Genomic DNA, 22,874 nt, shown 5'->3' with positions numbered 1-22,874 from the left:
GGCACACCACCGCTGCGGACGGACCCCCGGGGCCCGTCCGCAGCGCTGTCACGTCCGCACCGGATGGATCGCGCCGGCTGCCGCCGCCCCGTCCGGCGCCAGGTCCGCCAGCAGCACCGGCGCCACCAGCTCTTCGACCACCGAGGTGCCGTGTTCCGACAGCGCGCCGGCCAGTTCGGCGTCCCAGGGCGCCGCGGTGACGCGACCGGGCCGCGGGCCGCCCGGGTGGGACGTGACCGCCGCGCGGTAGTCCGCCGCCGACATCCGCCAGGGGCGGGCCGGGGTCTTGTCCAGGACGTATGCGGCGATGCGGATTCCCTCGCCGTCGAAGTCCCCGTGGTAGCGGAGTGCGGCGCCCCGGTCCGCGAGTATCCGCAAGAGCTGGATCGCGGCGCTGTTGGGCCATCCGGACGTGCAGACGAGCGGCGGGCACCGGGGGCCGAAGCGGCGTAGTGCCAGTGCCAGGATGCTCGGGTTCTCCACGACGTGGACGACGGGTGCCGGGGCTTCCGGAGCCGTGGGAAGGGTGAACTCACCCGCGTTCCGGACCTGGGCGAGCGTCAGACTGGCGGCCTGGCCTTCCTCGGCGCAGGCCGCCGTCAGCCGGGCGGCCAGCCCGCCGCCACCCGGGCGCAGCCCGCCGGCGAGGACGGTGGCGGACAACTCGTCGGTGGCGATGCCCGCCGCGGCCCAGAGGGCCCGCCGTGCCTCGGCGGATCGCGGCGGGTCGGTGTCGCGGAGGGCGGCCAGGGCGCGCAGGACGAGGGCGGAGAGGCGTGTTCCGTCGTCGAGCGCGTGGGAGTCGCCGCGCAGGACGCGGGCGGCGAAGACGGGCAGCGGCTCGGCGAGGGCGGGCAGGGCCGCCAGTACGGCGAGCGCGTCGGTGAGCAGCGCGCGGGTGCGCTCCGTGGAGCCGCCGACCAGGCCGGCGGTCCGGCAGGAGGCGGCCCACGCGGCGAGCGCCGGCTGTGCCCGCACCGTGTCGTGGGATTCCAGCCAGGCCCACAGTCCGGCCCGTTCGTCCGCCCGCCGGTGCCGCTCGGCCGCGCGGTCGGCGGGCGGGCCGACCAGGGCGGTGACGGTCTCGCGCAGCGTACGGCCCCACAGTTCGCCGACGGCCTCCTCCAGACCGGCCAGGCTTACGGAGGGCCGCGCGTCCGGCAGGCGGTCGAGGCCGAGGAGGTCGGCGAGCGCTTCGCGCTGGGCGTCGTCCAGCGGACCCACGCGCACGCGGGTGACGGTGCGGCCGGAGGAGAGCCGCTCGTGGACCGCCAGCCACAGGGGGCGCAGTTCGGGCCGGCGAAGGGTCCGCTCCCCGTGCGCCGGCCGGCCGGGCGTCACTCCGCCTCCATCCCGTGGCCGTTCCACACGAAACGGGCGGTGGTGACGGCGTCGTCGTCCGCGCCGGTGAGCAGCTGGTGGACGGCGATGCCGGGCAACTCGGCGTAGTGGCACCACTCGTGGTCGGACGTGAGCATCAGATCGAGGTCGAGCGCGGTGAGCAGGGCGAAGACCTGTCCCCTGTTGGTGGTGTCCACGCCGACGAACACCTCGTCGAGCAGGATCACCCGGGGTGCGGCCGGTACCGCCTCGTAGTGGGCGGCCACCGCGGCGAACAGCGGCAGATGGAGCGCGATGGCCTTCTCGCCGCCGGAGAGCGCGCCGTGCAGCTTCTTGGTCAGGGGCTGCCAGCCGGAGCCGTTCGCCCGGTCGAGCCGCACGGTGAACTGGTGCCAGGCCGTGTAGTCGAGTACGTCGCCGAGCTGTTCCTCCCAGCTCGCGGCCGTGTCCCTGCCCTTGGCCTCCTCGATGCGCGTACGGAAGAACGCGTGCAGCGCCTCGCGGTCCGCTCCTGTGACCCGGCCCGGGTCCTTCAGCAGCAGCTCGCGCGCGGCGCGCGTGCCCTCGGGCAGATCCGGGCGTACCTGCCACACCAGTTGCACGGCGATGTCGGAGGCGGTGCGGACACGCTCCAGATGGCCGTTCATCCGCTCCACGAGTTCGGTGGCCTGGCGGATGCGGGCGGCGAGGTGGCGGCGGATGTCCCCGGTGAGGATCTGGTCGAACAGGCGGCGCTCGGCTGTCGTGATGTCCGCACCGCTGCGGTCGCGTTCCTGCCGGAGGGTACGCAGCAGTCCCGTGGCTCCGACACGTGTCCCGTCCAGAGTGGCGGTGAAGAGCTGCACGTCGTCGTCGGATTCCAGGTCGAGATCGGCGCGCGCGCCGAGGTGCTGCCTGGCCTGGTGGACGGCCTCCGACAGTCGCGTGGCGGCGTCGCCGAGGTTGCGGGGCGCGTGCGGGGCGTCCGGCCACTGCGCGGCGGTCGCGCGGGCGGCCTCCAGCGTGGCCTTCGCCCCGTACTCGTCGCCGAGTTCGAGCGTGATGCCGGCGTCCTCGGCCAGGCCGACGAGCGCGAGGTGGCGGAAGCGCCGTGCCGCGCTGTCCCTGGCGGCGACGGCGTCCTCGCGGCGCCGTGCGTCCTCGTCGCGTGTGGCGCGCAGTTCGCCGATGCGCCCGGCGAGCGCCAGCAGGTCCTCGGCCGCCTGTCCCGCTTCCGCGCGGCAGCGGTCCAGTTCGGCCCGCGCCTCGGTGACGCGGCGGACGACCTCCCGGTGGTCGGCGCCTGCGGTGGATTCCACGGCGTCGAGCCGCGCCCTGAGTCCCACGGCGGCGTCCCGCGCCGTGGCCGCTTCCCCGGCCTGCTCCGTGGCGGCGGCCTGCGAGCCGGCCGCGACAGCGGCGAGCTGCCCCGCGCTGACGTCCGCCGCCGTCGCGCTCAGCCAGGCGTCCACCCAGGTGTCGGACGCGTCGCGGAACGTGTCGACGCGCGTGGCCGATCGACCCAGCCGTGCCCGGTCGGTGGGCAGGCGGTGCTCGGCCGAACGCGCGCTGAGCGCCCGCAGGGCCCCGGCCACCGCCGTCTCGCACTCCCCGAGCAGGAGCACGGCGTACCGTACGGCGTCGTCGCGGGCGGCCACCCCTTCCTCGGCACCGGTCCTGTCCCTGTCCCTGGCGTCCAGTTCCCTGTGGTCGGGACGGAGCGCGCGGTCGGCGTCGAGAGCGGCCCGGCGCCCGGCCAGGGCGCGCAGCGTGTCGTCGAGCGCGTCGAGCGCGGCGTCCGCGGCCTCCGCCTCGGCGGCCAGGCGGGCGATCCGGCGCTGCCTGGCGCGCTGTCTGGCGACGGCGCCGATGTGGGAAGGCTCCGCCTTCGCCCAGCTCCCGGTGGCGGGCGCCAGACGCCAGGTCCCGTCCGCGCCGACGGCCGCCGGATGTCCGTCCGGCAGCCGGTCGCCGTACGCCACACCGGCGAGCAGCCGGGTCACGGTCTCCGCCGGGACGGGCATGTCGTCCTCGGGGCGCAGCACCTCCAGCAGGCTGGGCCCGGGGGCGGCCACGGCGAGGGCCGCCTCGGCGCGGGTGTCGTGGCCGGTGACGACGACACCCGCGTGCGGGGTCACCCAGGCGTCCAGCAGCCCTGACGCCTCCAGCGCCGCCTCCACCGCGGCCTGTACGGGGACGGGCACGGTGTCCCGGAACGCGACCAGCCGCCACAGCGGCGCGCCCGCCGTGGCGGAACGGTCCGTGGTACGGGTGGGCGGGGGCGCGGGCGGCAGGTCGGTCTCCGCGCGCAGCCTGGCCAGTTCCGCCGCCAGGGAGTCGCGCCGGTCGCGTGCGGCCCGCCTCGCGGTCCCGGTGGAGATCTCCGCCTCGGTGATCTCCCGTTCCACGGGAAGCGCCGCGGCGTCGGTCAGCGCCCGCACCTCCGTCTCGGAGGCCGCGTGGGCGGCCGGTGCGGCCGGGTCGTCGAACCGCAGCTCACTGCACTTCGCGACCCACGCGTGCAGCCGTTCCTCCTGGCGGGCCAGGGCCTCGTCCCAGGCGCGGGCGGCATCGTCACGCCGGCGGGCCGCGTCCGCGAGGCGGGTGCGCGCGTCGTCGAGCGACTTCTCGGCGCCGCCCCGCTCCTGGACGGCCCGCTCGTGCGCCTCCACAGCTTCCGTGACGTGGGCGATCTGTTCCCGGCGGGCGGTGACCGCGCCGCGCAGCAGCGCCCGCGCGCCGTGCGCCCGTTCCTCGGCCGACCGGTCCGGGGCGGTGTTTCCGCCGGCCAGGAGCGCGCCCGTCTCGTGGAAGACGGACTCAAGGCCCGCCGTCCGGGCCGCCGCCAGGGCGTCGTCCGCCGCCGCCCCGGCACGCTCACCGGCTGTGCGGGCGCCGTCTGCCGCCTCGTCGGCGCGCGACCGGTCCGCCTCGGCGGCCTGCCGGAGCCGCGCGGCCTTCCGGTCCTGTGTCCTGGCCGCCGCGACAGCCGTCTCGGCCTCCCGGCGCAGCCTCCCCAGTTCTTCTCCCCGCTTGTACGCCTCGCTGTCGCGCAGCCCTTCGATGGTCTCCTCCAGGACCCGTGCGCGTTCACCGCGTTCGGCACGGCGCGCTTCGAGCGAGTCGCGTGCGCGGTCGGCCCGTTCGTGCTCGTCCGCGCTGACGCGGGCGTCCCGGGTGCGGTTGTCCATGTCGGTCGTCGCCGAGATCAGCGCGGCGGCGCCGGCCCTGAGCACGCGCCGCGCGTACCCGCGCTGGCGGGAGGCGACGGTCTCGGCCGCCGCCACCTCGGCGTCGAGCTGCCGCAGGTGCTCACGCTGCCGGTCCAGCCGCTCGAAGCCTTCGGCGAGTTCGGAGATCTCGCTCTCGCCGAGCGGCGGCAGGGCCCGGGACAGGAGGGTGGAGAGCAGGGACGGGTCGAGCCGTTCGGACAGTTTGGGCTGCCGGAGCTGGAGGAGCGCGGTGAGCAGCGACTCGTAACGCTGCTCACCCATTCCGGCGAACAAGTGACGCCGTACGGCGGTGCGGTACTCGGCGGCCGACGCGTGCACCTCTCCGCGTCCGCGCAGCGCCTCGGCGAGTGCCGCGCGCGTCAGCGGCTGGCCGGACTCGTTGACGAGCGGCACGCCGCCCGGGTGGGCGAGCCGGTCGGTGGTGGTGAAGTAGTCGGTGTGCACGCCGCTGGTGTGCACACTCGCCTGGAGCCGGGCGCCGCAGCCGAACCACCGCTCCGCCCCGCCGTCGTCGCCGGCGCGGCGGAACTCCATCCACACGTACCCGACGCGGGTCTTGCCCGCCGCGCCCTCGCCCAGCAGGTTCCAGTGCATGGTGCGCTCGGAACCGCCGAACGTGGACAGCCGGTTGGGGCGGAGACTGGCGTCGAAGAGGAAGGGCAGCAGCAGTTCGAGGGCCTTGGACTTCCCCGAGCCGTTCTGTCCGCGCAGCAGCAGGCGGCCTTGGTGGAACGTGAACGTCTCGTCGTAGTACCGCCAGACGTTGAGGATGCCCGCCCGCTGCGGCTGCCAGCGGTCACGGACCGCGTCCGGCGCGGGCGTCCCGGAGCGCCGCTCCTGCCGGGGCACCGGAAGCGGGGTCACGTTCACCATGTGTCTTCTCCGTCCTGTCCCGCGCCGGCAGCGGCTCCGCGACCGCCTCGCGCGCCCCGCCCGTCCGTGCCGGCCGTCTCCGGCTCCGGCACGCGGTAGCGGTGCGCCGCCGGGAGCGCCGTGACGAGTTCGCCGGTCCGGCGGACGAGCCCGGTGTCGCGCAGGACACGTACGGCGTCCTCCGCAAGCCGTGCCGCGCCGTCCTCGGACCGGTAGGTCTTCGCCCAGCCGGGGAACCGGCGCAGCAGCCCGGCGGCGGCCTCGGCGACCTGCTCCGGCAGCATGCCGCCCGGCCTCGCGCGGACGGGCTCCAGCAGGAGCAGGGCGGCCACCCTGGCGGTGGACGTGTCGTCGGGGAAGCGCAGATCGGTGGCGATCGCGTCCGGGTCCACGAGCAGGAACCCCTCGGCACGCTCCTCCAGGAGGAAGCCCGCCTGCTCCACCGCACGGCGCAGGATCTGCCGCCCCGTCAGGGAGGTGATGTACGCCGCCTCCTCGTCGGTGAGGCCGGCGCGGTAGAGGACCGGCTCGTCGAAGAGCCGCCGCAGCACGGAGTGCCGCAGCCACAGGTTGCGCTGCGCGTCCGAGGCGGCGACGGGCTCACCGTGCGGGTCCTCCGGCGGCCGGCCCCCCGGGGGGTCCTGCGTCATGCCGTAGCGCCGCTCGCGGACCAGACCGGCGAGCAGTTCCCCGAAGCGCGCCGGCACCTCGTCCGCCGGGACGGCGGAGCGCGAGGCGCCGACCGGCGCGGCCGGGAGCCGCATCAGCAGGGTGGCGTCCACCCGGTAGAGCACCTTGGCGTCGGCCGACTCCACGTACGCGTCCGTCGCGCCGTCCACGGTGCGCAGCACCCCGTAGGACTCCAGCAGCTTCAGCGCGTCCACGAAGGCCGTACGCTCCGGCCGCTGCACGGGATCGAACGCGGGCAGTGCCTCGTCGGCCGTGGTGGCCGCGATCACGCGGTCGGCGAGCAGGCCGATGGTCGTCATCGGAACGGACAGCAGTTCGGCCGCGATCACGCACAGCAGCACGTAGCGCCTGCGGTCGAAGGGGGCGCGCCCGGACCGCGTTCTGCGGGCCGGGCGGGAGGCGTCCGTCCCCGGGCGGACCTTGCCGAGCCGCGCGTAGCCCCGGCGGGGCTCGACGACAAGGCTCCATCCGCAGGTGTAGTCGAACCACGCGGCCAGCGACTCGCGCCGGCGCCGGACGAGGGCGAAGCCCGGCGGGTCGGCGGCCTCCGTCAACAGGGGGCGGGCCAGGAGCAGGCGGATGCCACGGGCGACCTCTTCCCGCTCGGCCGCGGCCAGCTGGTTGGCGAGTGTGCTCATCCCGTGGCCTCCCGCCCCGCCGTTGCCGGCTCGTCCGTGGCGCGGCTCGTGGGCCCGTCCGCCCAGGCGCCCGGCGCCGAGACACTCACCAGGTAGTCGGGGCCGCGCAGTTCGCCCTGTGCCGTGCGCAGGACGGCGGCGCGGTCATCGGGTGGCGGGGCGAGGACGATCTCCACACGGCCGTCCCCGGTGGTCGCGCGGCGCAGCCCGGTGGTGTCGGGGCGGGCGGACAGCGCGCGGCCGAGCAGGTCGAGCAGCCGCTCGAAGACGGCCGGGGCCAGTTCCCCGAAGGACGACAGGCGCACCTGGCCCTCGGTGGCGACGTCCCGCCACGCGCGCGCCAGTTCTTCGCGCTCCTGCCGGGCGCGGGCGGCACGCTCCGCCCGGATCGCCCTGACGTCGCGCACCTTCGCGGTACGGGTGAACCGCTCGGTCTTCCCGCTGGTGCGCAGCAGCGCGGACACCCGCACCGGCGGCGCCTCTGTCCAGGACAGCGAGGAGGGGACCAGTTCCGGGTCCTCGTGCGCGAGATGGGCGTGGCGCGCGGAGCCGAGGCCGAAGGCGGTGGCCCAGAGCCGGTGCAGGTCCTCCTCGCCCGGTGCGGCGGCGAACCAGCGTGCCAGCTCCCGGAAGTCCTGCACGGCGCTGGACGAGCGGCGCCGCGCCTCGTTGATGCGCTCCAGGACCTGGAGGAGGGAGACGATGGCCCGTCTGGCGATGGCGTGCAGTTCCTCGATCCTGGGCCGGGCGCCGTCGTCGGGCAGGAACCAGGCGCGCAGTCCCGCCCAGCGGGCCCGGCGGCTCTCCAGCCACGCGGGACCGGCGTCCTGTCCTGCGACGGGGGGCAGTTCGGCGCCGCGCAGCGCCCGTTCCCGCAGCCGGGCCATGCCCCGCTCCTCCACGCGGGCGACCGCCTCACCGACGGCGCGCCCCCGCCGGTCGAGGTTGACCAGGAACTCCTGGAGATACGCCACGGTGGCGGCCTTCACCTCGCGGAAGACCTCCGCGTCCGCGCCCTCGGCGCGCAGGAGGCGCTGCAACTCGCCGTTGAACGCCTTGGTGTTCTCGACGAGGGCTTCCAGGTGGCCCTCCAGCTCGCGCAGGGTGCTGAAGATCCGGCGGTCCGCCGAGGGCGCGGTTTCGGCGGCCAGGAGGGCGAGTTCGTCGAGCCGGTCGGCGATCGCCTCAAGGACGGCGGTCTGGAGCGCGCCGGTCGAGGCGAGGACGTCCAGGGCGTGCCGTACGCCGGCGAGTGCCGCCTCGCCCCGGCGGGTCAGGGAGTACTGGACGTTGCGCCGTTCGTACTCCTCGGCCGTGCGGTAGTTCTCGGCGTGGTTCTGCACGACGTCGAGGAGCCCCCAGTGGACGAGCCGCTTCAGCGTCTCGTGCAGTTCCCCGTCCTCGATCGCCGCGAGCCAGCCGACGGTGCGCAGCCGCTCCCGTACGGCGTCGGCGCCGAGCGCCGTCTCCAGGTTCTCCCCGGCGGCGCCGAAGGCGTCGAGGACCGCTCCGTAGGTGTCGGCCTTCTCCCCCGTGGTGAACCGGAACATGTCCGGTGGAACCCTGCGCACGCCCTCCCGCCCCTTTCCGCCACGCCCCGCCGCTTGCGTCCCGACCCACGCTAAACGGTCGCTCTGACAACGAGCACCCGTTTCCGTCAGAAAAGGGCACGCCCGGCACGCTCACCGCCGCGCGCGCGCCGGCCGCAGGGGCCGCAGGAAGCGGCTCGGTTCGCCGTTCCAGGTGATGACGAGGCCGTCCCGCGCCCGCGTGGCGGCGACGAACAGCAGCGAGCGCGCCCGTTGCAGTTCACGCCGGTGCCGGGCCGGGTCGGTCCGCTCCCACGCGTCCACCGACGCGCGCGGGACCAGGCCCTCCGAGACACCGGCGATGATCATGCGGCGGTACTCCAGTCCCTTGAAGCGGTACATGGTGCCGACGTGCACGCCCTCCTCGCGCCGGGTGCCGTCCGAGGTGATCTTCGTCGCCGCGATGCCCCGGCGGCCGAGGCGGAAGACGACGTCGTCGGCCATCTCGTTCGTCGGGACGCAGATCGCGACGGCCTCCCGTGCCACGTCGTCCCACGCGTCCAGCTGGGCGATCACCACGTCCACCTCCTCGTCCCAGCCGGCGGCGCCCAGCAGGGTCGGGCGGGGGCCGTTCAGCACCGAGCGGTATCCGGCCAGTTCCTCGTCGCCGCCGTCCAGGTCGTCGTAGCCGGTGCCCTCCAGGAGCCCGAGGGCGGAGCCGAGGATCTGGCGCGTCGTGCGGTAGCTGAGGGTCAGCCTGGCCGACCGGCCGCGGATGTTGACGCCCAGGCTGCCGAGCGTCACCTGGTTGTCGTAGATCCGCTGATGGGTGTCCCCGACGAGGAAGATGTCGTCCGGCGCGTGCGGCACCATGGCACGCAGCATCTTCCAGTGGGCGGCGGCGAGGTCCTGCGCCTCGTCCACCACGACGTGCCGGTACCGGTGGCGGAGCCGGGCGCCGGAACCGGCTTCGGCATGGATGTTGTCCAGCCCTCCCCGTTCCTCCCGCCGCCTCCGCCGTTCCTCGATCCTGGCCTCGCGGCCGATCTCCAGCTGGGCGGCCCGTTCGGCGACCTGCCGGTGGGTCTCCAGTCCCTTGATCTCCAGCCGGTGGACGAACTTCTCCGCGAGCTGCCAGATCTCGGCCCGGTCGGCCCGCGAGACACTGCGGCCCCGGCCGGCCCGTCTGACGCGGAAGTAGTCGGACCTCGTGGCGACCGCCTGGCCGAGGATCACCTGGTTCCACTCGTCGCTGAGGAACGCGGCGTCCCAGCGGCTCTCGCCCGCCTCCACCAGGAGTTCCCGCCACTCGCGCAGGGCTTGCGTGTCGTCGATCCTGCGCCGGGTCCCGCCGGGCGCCGACTCGCTGACGACACGCTGGGCCAGCTGGTCGACGTGGACGACATCGACGCGCGCCAGCAGTTCCGGGCCCCCGAGCGAGATGAGGCGCGCCCGCAGGTCGGCGGCCAGGTTCCTGGTGAAGGTGGTGAGCAGTACCGGCCTGCTGTGCCCGGGGGGAAGCCGGTCCACGAGGTGTCTGACCCGGTGGAGGGCGACGATCGTCTTGCCCGTGCCGGGGCCGCCGCTGACCCGCGCGGGGCCCGAGTACGTCCGGTGGACAAGCTTCTCCTGCGTCGGGTGGAGGAACACCTTCCACCGTCCGAAGTCCCCCTCCTCCAGGACGCTCTGCAACGCCTCGTCGTGCGTGATGACGACCGTCTGCGACCGGGCGACGGCCGCCTGCCAGTCCTCGGTGTCGGGGCGGTCCTCCCCCGCGACCGCGACGGGCTCGGTGACCTCCTCCCGCACCTGCTCGTACGGGACACCGTCGCACAGCCGCAGCAGGACCTCGCCCGTGTGGCGGGGCGCGTGCTCGGCGAGGCCGAGCAGTTCGTCGTCCGTCGTCAGCTTGAGGGCGATGGGGATGAGGGATTCGGCCACGCCGAGGGCGGCCAGCTGTTCCGCGTCGTACCGCGCGAACAGCGTCTCGGCGCTTGCCGGTTCGGGGGCCGTGGCCGGCTCCGGTGCCGCGTCCGGCGCAGGGGTGTCCGGTCCCCGTACGCCCGCCTCGACGACCTGGAGGTCCACGTAGTCGATCGCGCCGGTGACCTGGTTGATGCCGTAGGCCAGCCGGTCGAGGTTCCGGTGGACGTCCCGCCGGTGCTTGACCGAGACCAGCAGCCAGTCGTCGTCGTCCAGCCGCAGCAGCAGGGCGCGGTACTCCCGGTTGACCCGTGCGGACCAGAGCCGGTCGTGGCCCTTGAGCCGCTTGAAGTCCATGCCGTTGGTCCATGGATTCCTGCGGAACTCGTGCTGGAACTTGTAGACGGCCCCCATGACCGTCCGGTCCAGCTTGACGATCTCCCTGTCCGCCTTGTCCAGCAGGCGGAGCGTCACGCCCGTGCCGCGGCTGCCCGTCATCCGTCTCCCTCGTCGTCGCTTCCGCCGGTCGGGCGGCCGTCTCCCGCGGGAGGCCGCGCCAGTGTGTCAAGGAGTTCCCCGGCATCCCACTCGACGGCGGGCCGGACACGCCAGCCCGCCGCCTCGTACGCCCGGTCACGGTTCTCCGCGTCGCGGTCGGGCGTGCCACCGGCGCCGGGCCGGTGTGCCAGGACGACGGCGACGCGGTGCGGCGGCCAGGCGAGTTCGGCCGGCCAGGCCGCCTCGCCCAGTTCGAACCCGGCCTCGGGCGCGGGCGCTCCCGCCGCGGCCAGTGCCTCGGCCAGTCCGGCCAAGCCCGGCTCGTCCACGAGGTAGGCGAGCACGTCCTGCCACGCGGGGTCACGCCCGGCCGTCGGCTGTGGCTGTGGCTGTGGTGGTGCGGTGGCCGGTTCGCGCGTGCTCCGGCGGGACTCCAGCCAGCCCGCGCCACCGGTCACGGCCAGTTCCCCGACCGTGAAGCCGGGCAGCTGACTCGTCGTCAGCTGGACACCGTCTCCTTCGCCCTCGTTGAGGAACTGGAGCAGATTGGTCCAGTACAGCCACGCCTGCCAGCGGCGCCGGTGGGCGTTCTCGTCGCCTTCGACGGCCGCCTGGCTGTCGTCGAGCACGGTCAGCGCGGTCCACGCCGCCGCGGCCTGGCCCCGGCGCAGGTCGAGCGCGATCGTCAGCGGGCAGTCCCCGGCGTCCCTGGTCGCCATGACCTGGACGGCACCCGTGCCGCCGGACAGGCGTCCGCCCGTCAGCGCCTCGCCGATCCGCCGGCCGATGTCCGGGCCGTCCGCGAGCGCCCTGCTGGTCGCCGCCACCGTGGCGAACCCGGCGAGGGCGCTCTGCACGAGCCGCCGCCACAGGCCGGCGTCGGGCCGGGTCAGGTAGCCGATCAGGGTCTCGACCGGGTTGGTCCAGACGAGGCGCGTGAGGTCCCGGGGGTCGCCGCCGTGCAGCCGCCGGTGGATGTCCGAGGCGGTCCGCCGGGCCGTGTGCTGGTAGGGCGTCCACACCGGCTCCGCGGGCGGCTTCGCCCGGCCGGCCCAGGCGCGCACGTCGTCCCAGGTGAGCTGGAACACCTGCCAGCCGTGTTCGGACCGCAGCCGGGTGCGTCTGGCCGCGTCGCCCGCCGCGCGGTTGTGGGCGGGGCTCGCGTGGTAGCGGTAGCCGTCGAGGTAGACGGCGACGCGCAGCCGGTCGTCGTCGAGGCTGCGGAACACGATGTCCGGGACGGTGAACCCGAGATCGGTCTGTGTCTCCATACGCCAGCCCGTGACCCTGCCGTCGGGCGCGGTGAACCGCAGGGTGGTGTCGTGTGTGCCGTCCGCCGTGAGGGCCGTGCGCACACTCACCTCGTCCGCGTCCCGCGCCCAGCTGAGCAGCCCTTCGCGGAACAGCGCCTCCAGTTCGCTCTCGACCTGGGGGACGAGGGTGATGTCCTGTGTGGTCGTCGCCTCCTCGACGGCCCAGCCGTCGCCCGAGCGGCCGAGGAGTTCCGCGAGCATGTCGAGCGCGTGCTCGCGGGACACCTGGCCGTACTCGGTGTCGGCGACGTGCCGCAGCAGGCAGCGATGGCAGGCGGTCCGTCCCTCGGCGACGCACACGCAGCCCTCGATGACGGCGCGGGCCCGGGTCAGCACGTCGTGCAGTCCCTCGCCGCCCGCGAGGCGGTGGAGGTAGCCGGTGCCGCCGGGCAGGGTGTCGTACAGCACGAGGAAGTGCCTGCGCAGGTCCGCGTCGTCCTGTTCCGGCATCGAGTCGGTGACGACCGCCAGGTGGTCCGGGTCACCGCCGTAGCTGCGGGCGATACCCGCCAGGAGCAGGGCCTTGAAGGTGATGAGCCTGTCCTGTTCGTGCGCCGTCACGGCGGGGATCAGGATGCGCAGGGCGTCGCTGCGGAGTTCGTGCGCGAGGAGGACTCTGATGCCCGCCCGTGCCGCCCTGGTCCCGTCCGTGTTCTCGCGCAGTGCGGGGCACCAGGGGCGGTGGTACCTCGTCTGCCGGACCGTGACGAGCGCGTCCCGGTCGTGCGGGGAGGGGCCGCCGTCCGGGTCGGCGTAGCCGCAGGAGTCGCACACCCAGAAGGGGTTGAGGCGCACCCGCCGCCCGGCGAAGGCGTCGTCCGAGCCTCCTTCGACGCGCGTGGCGCCGACGTTGATGTGCCGGATCACGGCCTGCCGGGAGAACTCCCAGCCGAAGGTCGCCTTCTTGTGCCGCCATGCCGATTCGACGGTCTCCCGGGGGATGTCCACGGCCGGTACGACGGTGTAGTGGCGGCGCTCGCGGTCGTCGCTGTCGTCCCGTACCCGGATGTCGTCGCGCGCGTCGCGGGAGAGCGCGCGGCGGGGCACCAGCACCCTGTGGAGGCAGCCGGCGTCGCCTATGGCGGCGGAACGGCAGCGCGGGCAGGCGTCGGTGTCCTGCCGCGCCCGGTGGTCGCGGACGTACCCGCAGTCGGGGCAGATCCGCCACCACGCCCAGGCGGGGCGCCCCGGGCTGCCGATGTCGAGTCCCGTGATCTTGTGTTTGTAGCCCTGCACGTAGAAGTGGTTGCCCGGGGCGAAGTCCCGCAGCGCGAGGGACGCCGGTCGGTCGTACTTCAGGACCTTGCTCTTGTGTTCGGGGCTCTTGTCCGCGGGGCTCTTGTGCGCGGAGGCGTCCCCACCGGTGTTCTCGCGCCAGGTGATCGTGGCTTCCAGCTCCGTGACGGAGTCGACCAGGCTGTAGTTGGGCAGCAGGCCGAGATCGACGAGGGTGCCGTGCGCGGTGGCCCGGCTGATCTCGCGGGAACGCCGCGCCACGGCGCGCCGTTCGGCGCGCAGTTCCCGGCCCTGCCGTTCGTGCTCCGGGTCGCCCGCGACCAGCGCCGCGTGCGCCCTGTCGATGGCCTCGACGCGACGGCGCAGCTCGTTCCGTCCGCTCTCCCAGCGCTCGCGGACACGGTCGAGGGCGGCGGCGAGGCCACCGGTCGCGTAGGACCTCAGCTCCTCGGCCGCCTGCGGGCTGACGCCCGTTCCCCTCGCCTCGTCGTAGGGCGGGAAGAGGTCCAGGAACTCGTCCGCCAGGCGCGGGCCGGCCGCGAGTGCGGCGTCCCGGAAGTCGGTGAGCCAGGCGGACTCGCCGAACAGGTCGGTGGCGAGATGCGGCATGGGCCGGAGCCTCGCCCCCTCGCCCCCGCCCTCGCCCCCGTCCTCGCCGCCCGGGAGGCGGAGTTCGTCCGCGGCGGCCAGGTCGAGGAGGCGTGCGGTGTACTGGCGGCGCAGGATCTCGACGGCGGACAGGAAGCAGCCGGGCGGCCGGATGTCGCCCGCGATCATCATGCGCGGGTCGTCCAGGTAGTACCGGTCCCGGGGACGGCGGTCGACCATCGTGAGGAGGTAGGCGTTGCCCGTCTCCCGTCCGGCGCGGCCGACGCGCTGCGCGTAGCTGGCGGGCCCGGCGGGCAGCGAGGCGAGCACGACGGCGGACAGGTCGCCGATGTCGATGCCCAGTTCGAGCGTGGGGGTGCAGGAGAGGACCTGCGGGTTGGCGTAGTGCGCCCGCGTGCCGGCCCGGAAGGCGCGCTCCACCGCTTCGCGTCGCGGGCGGCTGAGCATGCCGGTGTGCTCGGCGGTGTTGATCGTCCAGACCCCCGCCTCCCGGTACATCCGCCGGTAGAAGTCCTCCGTGTAGTCCCGGCGCCGTACGCCGCTCGCCAGGTCCTCGCCCGTACGCAGCAGGCCGGGGCATCGGTAGCGCGGGCACGGCAGGCCGTGCCACTGGTCCGCGAGGTCGGGGTGGATCGTCTGTTCCCAGGAGCAGACGGGGCAGTGCGCGGACGCGTCCGCCAGCCGGTCGTCCGCCAGCTTGCGGACCTGTACGTGTCCCGGCTGGAGGCCGTACACCCGGGTCGTGCCGTCCTTCGTGGTGCGTGCCGCGAGGACGCCCGCGTCGGCGAGCGCGGGCAGCAGTCTGCCCAGGAAGGCGTTCGCGGCGTCGGGCCGCAGTCCGAGGCTGCGCCGGGTCCAGTCCTGGTACCAGCCGAGCCGGCCCGTGACCACGTCGAAGTCGTCGCTGCCCTGCTTGGGGCCGCCCAGCAGGAACGCGGGGGCGGACACGCCGGGTGGGAAGGCGGGCATGCCGGTGGTGCGCCCGCCCCAGACGAGCCAGCGCCGCACGCCCGCCTGGTCGATCCAGCCGTCCAGCCAGGCGTGCCGGACCGCGCCGCGGACGCGCAGCCGCTCCAGCAGGCCGCGTACGTGGCCGAGCCAGCGTTCGGGTCCGGGTGCGGAGCCGTCCGGCAGGGCGATCTCGCCCGGGGTGGTGTACAGCAGTTCGCGGACGATCTCGGCGACCCCGTCCGGGTCCCGCAGCGGGACGTCGGCCGCGACGGTGCGCGTGAGTTCCAGGGTGCGGCCCTGCCGTGATCTGAGCCCGAATTCGAGGACGGCCGCGAACGAGAGCCGCTGGGCGATGAGTTCCCAGGTGGACCGCGAGCCGCGGCCGCGGCCGGCCAGCAGGGTGTCCACGCCGCGCACCACGTGCAGGTCGGGCGGGATCACGGCGGCCTGGGCGGCCCTGCTGTCCACGACGTCGGCGATGAGGTCGGCGGCCAGGTCGTTCAGCGCGATCGGCCTGTCCTCGTCGATACGGCTGGCGAGGAGGGAGCGGAAGGAGAAGGTGTAGGAGCGGCTGGCGACGTAGCCGGCCCGGTGGGCGGCGTCCTGGACCGAGTCGTTGAAGAGGAGGAGCTTGTCCTCGTCGCGGTCCTCGTCGAGTTCCCCGCCGGTGAACAGCTGGGTGATGGAGGCGGCGGCGAGCGCGGCGAGGCCCGTGCCGAGGTAGCGGATGGCGTTGAACGTGCGGCAGGCCGGGCACTGGTCCCCCTCGGCGGCCCGGTCGTCGGCCAGGTCGGTCAGGACGAACGCGCTGTCGTGCAGCGGTTTGGCGACGCGCGGCGCCGCGCCGTCCGGCGTCACCTCGAAGTCGGTCTCGGGCGACAGCGGGCGGAGGCGCCCGTTCAGGCCGTCGAGCACCAGCACGGTCGGGCCGCTGCGTGGCCGTTCGCTCGCGAAGGCGGCGTCGTACGCCTGCCGCACGGTGGCGGCGATCATGTTCCGTACGCGGCGCTTGTCGCGGCCGGTGGAGGCGCTGCGGATCTTCGCGGCGTTCATGTCGAGGGTCGCGGGGTCGGCCTCGGGTGACAGCGCGGCCCAGCCGGAGCGTCCGCATTCGCGGCAGAAGACGGCGGGCAGGAACACCTGGGCGGGCGGCGGCGCGCTGTCGCCCACCGGTACCGCGTCCGCCGCCTCGTCGGGGCGCGGCGCCCCGGCGCCTCCGCTGGGGAGACGGGTCAGTGTCCCCCCTGGTGCGACGCGCTCGTCGTCCCAGCGGAACTCGGCCCGGGAGGCGCTGATTCCCCGCAGCACGCGGGAGACGGACCGCACCCAGTGGTGGATCTCGATGGAGAGCAGCGGCCGGCCGGGGTCGTCGGGGTCGCGGGCCGTCGAGAGCAGCGCGATGTAGCGGGCGAGCGCCTTCGCCGCGACGGTCGGGTGCTGCTGCACGGCCGTGCCCCAGTGGTAGGCGTGGCGCGGCAGGACTTCCATGATCTCGGCCATGGTGCGCGGGCGGCCGTCCAGGATCTCCAGGATCGCGGAGGTGAGCCGGTGGCGGCGCAGTTCCCTGCCGAGCTGGGCGGGTGTGAGGCCGCTCTTGCCGGTGAACGCCGCCGCCAGCCGGTCGAGCGCGTGCGGGTCCTTGGTGGGGTCGCCGAGCGCGACCACCTCGTGGGGTCCGGGGAACGGCAGCATGAAGTCGCTGGCCCTGACGAACTCCTGGACGCCGCGCCGGTCCTCCCCCACGACGGCGTCGGGTGGGAACGGCACGCCGAAGACCTGCCCGGCGACGTCCAGCATGGCGCCGGCTTCCCCGTCGGGGCCGCCTTCCCCGAGGGTGGCGGAGGTGGCGACGGGGCAGACCCCGCCCAGTGGCCGCCCTGGCTCGGCGAGTCCCGTGACGGCGCCGAGTCTGCGCAGCAGCATCGCGACGTCGGTGCCCTGGGCGCCGTCGTAGGTGTGGAACTCGTCCAGCACGACGAACGCGAGCGCGGAGCCGCCCTCGGCCTGCCACAGGCGCTGGTCCTCCGGGCGCTGGAGGAGGAGGTCCAGCATCTTGTAGTTGGTGATGAGGATGTCAGGGCGGGTGCGCCGGATCTCGTCCCGGTCGACGGCGACGTGCGGGTTGGCGCGCTGGAAGTCCTTGGAGGCCCTGTCGCCGATGTAGAGCCCGGCCCGTACGCCCGCGTCCCGCAGTCTGGCGTCGCGCCGGTCGGCGAGGCGGTCGTTGATGCGCTGGGCCTGGTCGGTGGCCAGGGCGTTCATCGGGTAGAGCAGGACGGCCTTGATCCCGTCGCGGCCGGCTTCGCGTGCGCGGCGGCAGTGGTCGAGCAGCGGCACGAGGAACGCCTCGGTCTTGCCGGAGCCGGTGCCCGTGGTGATGACGGTATGCCTGGCCGGGCCGTGGAGGGTGGAGAGCCGTTCCCATGCCTGTGCCTGGTGGCGGTGCGGGCGGAAGCCGCGCGGCCACCAGGTGAGGTGCTGCTGCCAGCTGTCGTCGGCGGCGGGCCGGAAGGGGGTGCGGACGCGGAGGTAGGGGCCGCGGAAGATGCCGTCCTCGGGGTCGCCGAGGAAGCGCTCCAGGGCGCGCCGGGTGCTCTCGTCGGCCAGGGCGTAGGTGGTCGAGAGGTACTGGCTCAGGCTGTCGCGTACCTGCTCGGCGGCGAGAGTGGGTCGCACGCGTGGTTCTCCTTCTGTGCCGGTCCTCCGGTGTCCTGCCGTCCGCGCGCGGGTCAGGCGTGGCGCACGTGCATACGGTAACCGGGGCCTCGCCGCCCGCGGCCGCCACGGGGGGCCGCGACCTGCGACGACGCGGCGCGCGGCGGCGCCTCAGACACCGAGCTTGCGTCCGACGTAGCCGATGCGCAGGACGCGCTGCTCGGGGACGAGCCGGAAGTGGATACGCCCCGGCTTCGGCGAGAACCGGCAGTGCCATTCGAAGAGCCGCCGTACGCCCTCGTCCTCGAACCGGCAGAACAGTTCCCGCGTCTCCCCTTCGGGCCGCACCCAGATCCGCCACACCGGCTCGGACCGGCTCGCGTCCCGCTCCCATGCGGCGGACGTCTCGTCCAGGTCCCGCAGCCGGTTGCGTACCGCCGCGACCCATTCGACGGGCATCTGCCGCAGGTCGTGTTCGACCCGGGGGATGAACTGGAGGTGGGGGAACAGTTCCGCGCGCCGTTCCCACAGTTCGTCGCCCCGTCGTACGGACGCGAGACCGCCCGCGCGGACGGCCGCGACGCCTTCGAGAATCCAGCCGTGGTGCGTCGCGCAGTGCTCCGGGTTGGACAGGTGCCGGACGCGGACCGCGCTGACCCGCGCGCCGGTGTTCCCGTCGTCCTCCTCGACGAGTTGTTCGCGCTCCAGCGTCAGTTCGTCCGCGTCCCAGCGGGCTTCGACGGGGAGGGAGACGCCGAGGCCGTCCATCAGGTGGGCGGCGCCGAGCCCTTCCGCGACATCGCCCTCGTGGCGGTACTCGATGTCGTAGGCGTCGGTGCCCTCGGGGAAGACGACCCGGTGGGGGTACTTGGACTGCATCAGCAGGAGCCGCTGCCACAGCTCCTTGTTCCTCGGGTTGCCGTGCCACTTGCCGATCGGGTGCCCCTCGGCGAGCAGGAGGCCGGTGATCGGGTCCTTGCTGACCAGTGTCGTGCCGGGCCTGTCGGACCTGGCCACGGCGGCGACGGCCCGCACGAGTTCGGTCATGGCCCGGTCGGCGCGCGCCGGCGCGCAGGCGGTGCCGCAGGACAGCTCGTTCAGGAAGATCAGTGGCACGTGTCCCCCTCCGTGTGTCGTACGTGCCTCGGGGCCGGAGCCCGGTCGTCAGTCGATGAGCTGGTCGAGCGTGTTCTCCAGCTCGTCGAAGAAGCCTTCGGGCCACTGGTCGAGCAGTCCGTCGCGATCGACGCGCGGGCTGACGACGGCGGCCCCCGAGCCGTCGCCCCTGAAGTAGTGCAGGACGAGCTGTCCGGGCGCGAGCCGGCCGTGCTTGACGGCGAGCCGCGCCCCGTTGAGCACGTGGTCGCTGTGTGACTCGACGATCAGTTGCGCGCCGTGCGCCGCCGCGGCGGCGGCGAGGGAGGCCATGCGCGTCTGCCCGTGCGGGTGCAGGTGGGCCTCGGGGTTCTCCAGGAGGACGAGCGAGCCGGGCCGTGCGGTCAGGCAGGCCACGACGATGGGCAGGGCGTATGTCAGCCCGAAGCCCACGTTGCCGGGACGGCGGCGGCGGCTCGCGCCCACCGGCCCGGTGAAGCCGTAGGACAGCCGGACGGCGTCCGTTCCCTCGATGGCGTCGGCCTCGATGTCCACGCCGGGGCACAGCTCGCCCATCCACGCGATGGTCTGGTGGAGCAGCAGCGCCGACGCGGCGCGCGGGTGGCGCAGCGGCCCCTCGGGGACCTCCTGCCGCGCGTGGTGGCGCAGGAAGTTGACGGTGTGTTCGCCGCGCACGCCGAGGAAGCCCCTGCCGATGGCCACCTGGTGGTCGCGTGGGTAGAACTCGGCCGGGGCGATGCGGTCGGCGTGCAGGTATTGGAATCCAGCGGTGAACCAGCCGGGGATGACCGCCGCTTCCCCGGTGGGCGCGGCCGGGCCTTCGGAGTCCAGCGGCAGGTAGGTGCCGGTCAGGGGGAGGAGGTTCTGCTCGGGCTCGTAGGCGACGGTCCAGGCGTAGCGGTAGTCGCCCTCGTCCACTCCGAGGGTGATCTCGGGGGTGTCGCCGGTGAAGTCCTCGTGCAGGACGTCCTGTCCGGTGCCGAGGCTGACGAGTTCGCCGTTGAGCAGGAAGCCGTTCCCCGGGTGGCTTTCCTCAAGCGACCAGGCGAGGTCTCCGGCGGCGTACGACTGGTGGAGCAGGGCGAGGGCCTGGAGCACGCTGCTCTTGCCCGAGGAGTTGAGACCGGTGAGCAGGGTGAGCGGCCCGAGGGGCAGTTCCACGTGCTGGAACGCCTTGAAGTTCCGCAGCGTCAGCCGGTCAATCACCGCTCGCCACCCCCTGGAAGAGCTCGCCCATCTTGCGGAACCGGGTCTGCACCTTCTTCGGGTCGCCGGTCGCGACGGAGATGGAGCGTTCGAAGTCCCAGTCCTTCATCAGTCCGAAGAAGCCCTTGCGGACCGCGTCACGGGACGTTACCAGACGGGCACGCTGTTGATCGTCCAGGGCGGCGAGATTGACCGCGACGGTCTCGAACAGCGCTTTGTTGATCGGTGACTTGACCCTGCCGCCGGTCCACTTGCGGAAGGCGTGCTCACCGAACACATCGACGGCGCACTTCATGGCCTGCCGGAACTCCCGTGCGAGCCGTTCCCGCCCGTCCTCGCCCGCCTCGTTGATGCGGTGCATGGAGTTCACGAGGAACTGGTCGAAGTCCTGCGTCGTGTGCTTGGCGGGGTCGGCCAGCCGGAAGGCCGTGAAGCGCAGCACCATCTCCCGGTCGGCCATCCGCTCACTGGACACGCTGCCCCCCGTGGCCTCGGTGAACGCCGGGTCCTCGGCCAGGTCGGCGAGGAACCCCCGGACGGCCCCGGGGATCATCGCGTGCCGGATCTCCTGCGGCTTGAGGGGCATGCCGCCCGTGTTGATCCGGGAGAAGACGTTGAACTTGACGGCCTCGGGCGTCGCCTGCTGGATGATGTGCACCACCAGCTGCGTCTCGCGCAGCCTGATGCGCAGCCGCCCGGTCAGGTCTTCGTAGCCCCGTCCGTGGTACTGCTCCAGGTAGTCGAGGCCGCGCAGGGTCAGGGGCGGCATCTTGACGACCTCGGGCTCCATGAACCGGGCGATCGCGGTGAGCCGCTGGATGCCGTCCACGACCGCCCAGTTGTCCTGCTCGTCCTGCGCCATGTGGAACGACGAGATCGGGATGCGCAGCAGCAGCGACTCGATGAGGCGGCTCTGCTGGACGTCGCTCCAGATGCCGGCCCGGCGCTGGAAGTCCGGCGCCAGGTCGATCATGCCTTCCCGCAGCCGGGACAGGAGCAGATCGACCGTGGTCGTCTGGGTCTCGATCTTGATGTCCTCGGGCCGGAAGGGCGCGGTGATCGCGTCGGGGTCGTCCGGCCGGGGCGCGGGACCGGGCTCGTCCGGGGGTTCCTCCCACTCGACGCCGGTCGGACGGCCGTCGTCGCCGACCTCGACCGGCACGGGCAGGGAGAAGAGCCCGGACGAGTCCAGCTCCCGCGGCTCGTGGTGCGGCTGGTACCGCTGGAAGCCCTTCTCCCGCTCACGCCCGGCGCGTCCGCTGCCGCTGTCGTCCAGCCCTGCCATGTCTCCCCGTCGCCCTCGGTTCGCCGTGTGCGCCTCCGGTCCACCGGCCAGCCTATAGACGACGGGGGTGACCCGGCCGTCAGCGCGGCAGGTCGAGTTCGGCGCGGACGGTCTTGCCGATCGGGAGCCGGTCCAGGACCGCCCACCGGTCGGAGAGCGCGTCCACGAGCAGCAGGCCGCGCCCGTTGTCGGACAGGAACGGCGGCGCGCTCGCCTCGCCCGCCTCGGGGGGCCGCCGTTCGCCCTTCGCGTCCGACACGTCGATACGGAGCGTGTGTCCCATGAGCATCAGCCGCAGCTCGAACTCGCGGCCGGGGACGAGGCCGTGCGTCACGGCGTTGGAGGCCAGCTCGGCGACGATCAGGGCCGCGTTGTCGGAGACGGCCGAGCCGTACGGGATGTCCCACTCGCGCAGGCGGTGGACGGTGAACTGCCGTGCGAGCCGGGCACCGAGCGGGGACGAGGTGAAGCGCTGACCGAACTCCCGCATACGCGCGGAGTGTTGGTAGGTAGGGGGTGGTGTCATGCGGCCCAAATTGGCGCGGAACGAGCCCTGTGTGCCAGATCACAGACTCGTACGCTGTGTCAGCGTACGGGCACTCCCAGTGGACAGTCGGGGCGATCGGCTGTGAGCATGGCCGGGTTGAGGTGTCCAGCAGGATGGGTGTGCACGAAAGGTGTCCTGAAGTGACGGACAGTACGGGCGGGTTCGACGGCGCGGGGCCCGGCTCCGGGAGTGAACCGGAGTCGTCGGACAGCCTGAAGGGGTTCGGGGAAGTCGTCAAGGCTTTTCGGAAACGCGCTCGACTGACACAGGAACAGTTCGCGCCACGGGTGCGCTACTCGGTCCCCACGGTGGCGTCGATCGAGCAGGGACGACGCTTCCCGCCGACGGACTTCATCGAACGGGCGGAGGAGGTCCTGGACGCGTTCGGCGCACTGAAGGGCGCGGCGCGCCACCTGTCGCGGCGGCCGGGACTGGCCAGTTGGTTCCGCCAGTGGGCGAAGCTGGAGGCGGAGGCGCTGAGTCTGTACACCTACGAGTGCCGACTGATGCCAGGGCTGTTGCAGACGGAGGCATACGCACGTGCGGTGTTCCTGGCCCAGTTGCCGCCACTGAGCGACGACGAGATCGAAGCCCAGTGGGCGGCGCGAGCCGAACGGCAGCGTCTGCTCCGCGAGCGGCCGAACACGGCGTACAGCTTCATCCTGGAGGAACACCTTTTCCTCCGGCAGACGGGCGGGGCGGAAGTCACGCGCGGTCTGCTCGACCACGTGCTCGAAGTCGCAAAGCTACGGAACGTGGAAGTGCAGGTCATGCCGCTGATGCGGGAGACCCACGCGGGTCTGGGCGGTCCGGTGCGGCTGCTGGAGACGCCGGACAACCGGTGGCTCGGCTACTGCGAGGGCCAGGAGAACGGCCAGTTCATCTCCGACCCGAAAGTGGTCAGTAAGCTCCAGATGCGGTATGCCAGAATGCGCTCACAGGCTCTCTCCCTTGACGATTCTCTGAGCCTGTTGCAGCGGATGCGAGGAGCCCTGTGAGCACTACCGACCTGGCCTGGTTCAAGAGCAGCTACAGCAGTGGCTCGGGCGACGACTGCGTCGAGGTGGCCCTGGCCTGGCACAAGTCCAGCTACAGCGGTGGCTCGGGTGATGACTGCGTCGAGGTGGCCTCCTGCCCGGACACCATCCACGTCCGCGACACCAAGGACCGGACGGGCCCGCAGCTCGCCCTCTCTCCTGCCGCCTGGACCAGCCTGCTGACCTACGCGACCACCCGCGCCTGACCGCCGAAC

General features: G+C 73.5%; 12 protein-coding genes. 2 read left to right on the top strand and 10 right to left on the bottom strand.

Annotated features, from left to right (window positions below):
- Positions 1–48 precede the first annotated feature (48 nt).
- From ACL02R_RS15030 to ACL02R_RS14985, 10 genes are all read right to left on the bottom strand, one after another.
- Positions 49–1,341, bottom strand: coding sequence for a TIGR02679 family protein (locus tag ACL02R_RS15030; protein ID WP_412797387.1), 1,293 nt, complete (start codon positions 1,339–1,341; stop codon positions 49–51).
- Positions 1,338–5,423 carry a TIGR02680 family protein gene (locus ACL02R_RS15025; RefSeq protein WP_412797431.1) on the bottom strand — a complete coding sequence of 1,362 codons (4,086 nt, stop codon included), beginning with the start codon at positions 5,421–5,423 and terminating at the stop codon, positions 1,338–1,340. The genes ACL02R_RS15030 and ACL02R_RS15025 overlap by 4 nt, the downstream gene beginning before the upstream one ends.
- A complete protein-coding gene (locus tag ACL02R_RS15020) occupies positions 5,420–6,754 on the bottom strand; it encodes a TIGR02678 family protein (RefSeq protein WP_412797386.1) in 1,335 nt (444 codons plus the stop codon). Before ACL02R_RS15020 ends, ACL02R_RS15025 begins: the two co-directional genes overlap by 4 nt.
- Positions 6,751–8,304 carry a TIGR02677 family protein gene (locus ACL02R_RS15015; RefSeq protein WP_412797385.1) on the bottom strand — a complete coding sequence of 518 codons (1,554 nt, stop codon included), beginning with the start codon at positions 8,302–8,304 and terminating at the stop codon, positions 6,751–6,753. The genes ACL02R_RS15020 and ACL02R_RS15015 overlap by 4 nt, the downstream gene beginning before the upstream one ends.
- Before the next feature lie 132 nt (positions 8,305–8,436).
- Entirely contained in the window at positions 8,437–10,704 is a 2,268-nt protein-coding gene (locus ACL02R_RS15010) for a UvrD-helicase domain-containing protein (protein ID WP_412797384.1), read from the bottom strand.
- Positions 10,701–17,489 carry a DEAD/DEAH box helicase gene (locus ACL02R_RS15005; RefSeq protein WP_412797383.1) on the bottom strand — a complete coding sequence of 2,263 codons (6,789 nt, stop codon included), beginning with the start codon at positions 17,487–17,489 and terminating at the stop codon, positions 10,701–10,703. The genes ACL02R_RS15010 and ACL02R_RS15005 overlap by 4 nt, the downstream gene beginning before the upstream one ends.
- Positions 17,490–17,639: 150 nt before the next feature.
- Complete coding sequence (locus tag ACL02R_RS15000) at positions 17,640–18,584, bottom strand: hypothetical protein (RefSeq protein ID WP_412797382.1); 945 nt, start codon at positions 18,582–18,584, stop codon at positions 17,640–17,642.
- A 48-nt stretch (positions 18,585–18,632) separates the two neighbouring features.
- Positions 18,633–19,790 (bottom strand): AAA family ATPase, encoded by a 1,158-nt coding sequence (locus tag ACL02R_RS14995; RefSeq protein WP_412797381.1) that lies wholly within the window; start codon positions 19,788–19,790, stop codon positions 18,633–18,635.
- Positions 19,783–21,075 (bottom strand): DUF262 domain-containing protein, encoded by a 1,293-nt coding sequence (locus ACL02R_RS14990; protein WP_412797380.1) that lies wholly within the window; start codon positions 21,073–21,075, stop codon positions 19,783–19,785. The genes ACL02R_RS14995 and ACL02R_RS14990 overlap by 8 nt, the downstream gene beginning before the upstream one ends.
- A gap of 79 nt (positions 21,076–21,154) precedes the next feature.
- Positions 21,155–21,601 carry an ATP-binding protein gene (locus ACL02R_RS14985; RefSeq protein WP_412797379.1) on the bottom strand — a complete coding sequence of 149 codons (447 nt, stop codon included), beginning with the start codon at positions 21,599–21,601 and terminating at the stop codon, positions 21,155–21,157.
- Positions 21,602–21,735: 134 nt separating this feature from the next.
- Here ACL02R_RS14985 and ACL02R_RS14980 point away from each other — a divergent pair, with 134 nt between their 5' ends.
- Both ACL02R_RS14980 and ACL02R_RS14975 read left to right on the top strand, forming a co-directional pair.
- A complete protein-coding gene (locus ACL02R_RS14980; RefSeq protein WP_412797378.1) occupies positions 21,736–22,620 on the top strand; it encodes a helix-turn-helix domain-containing protein in 885 nt (294 codons plus the stop codon).
- Positions 22,617–22,865, top strand: a complete 249-nt coding sequence (locus ACL02R_RS14975) for a DUF397 domain-containing protein (RefSeq protein WP_412797377.1) — start codon at positions 22,617–22,619, stop codon at positions 22,863–22,865. The genes ACL02R_RS14980 and ACL02R_RS14975 overlap by 4 nt, the downstream gene beginning before the upstream one ends.
- Positions 22,866–22,874 lie beyond the last annotated feature (9 nt).

The sequence above is a fragment of the Streptomyces sp. MS19 genome (genome assembly GCF_047200595.1).
GTDB lineage: Bacteria > Actinomycetota > Actinomycetes > Streptomycetales > Streptomycetaceae > Streptomyces.
The sequence above is the reverse complement of the archived record's forward strand: the minus strand, read 5'-3'. Positions and strand labels throughout refer to the sequence as shown.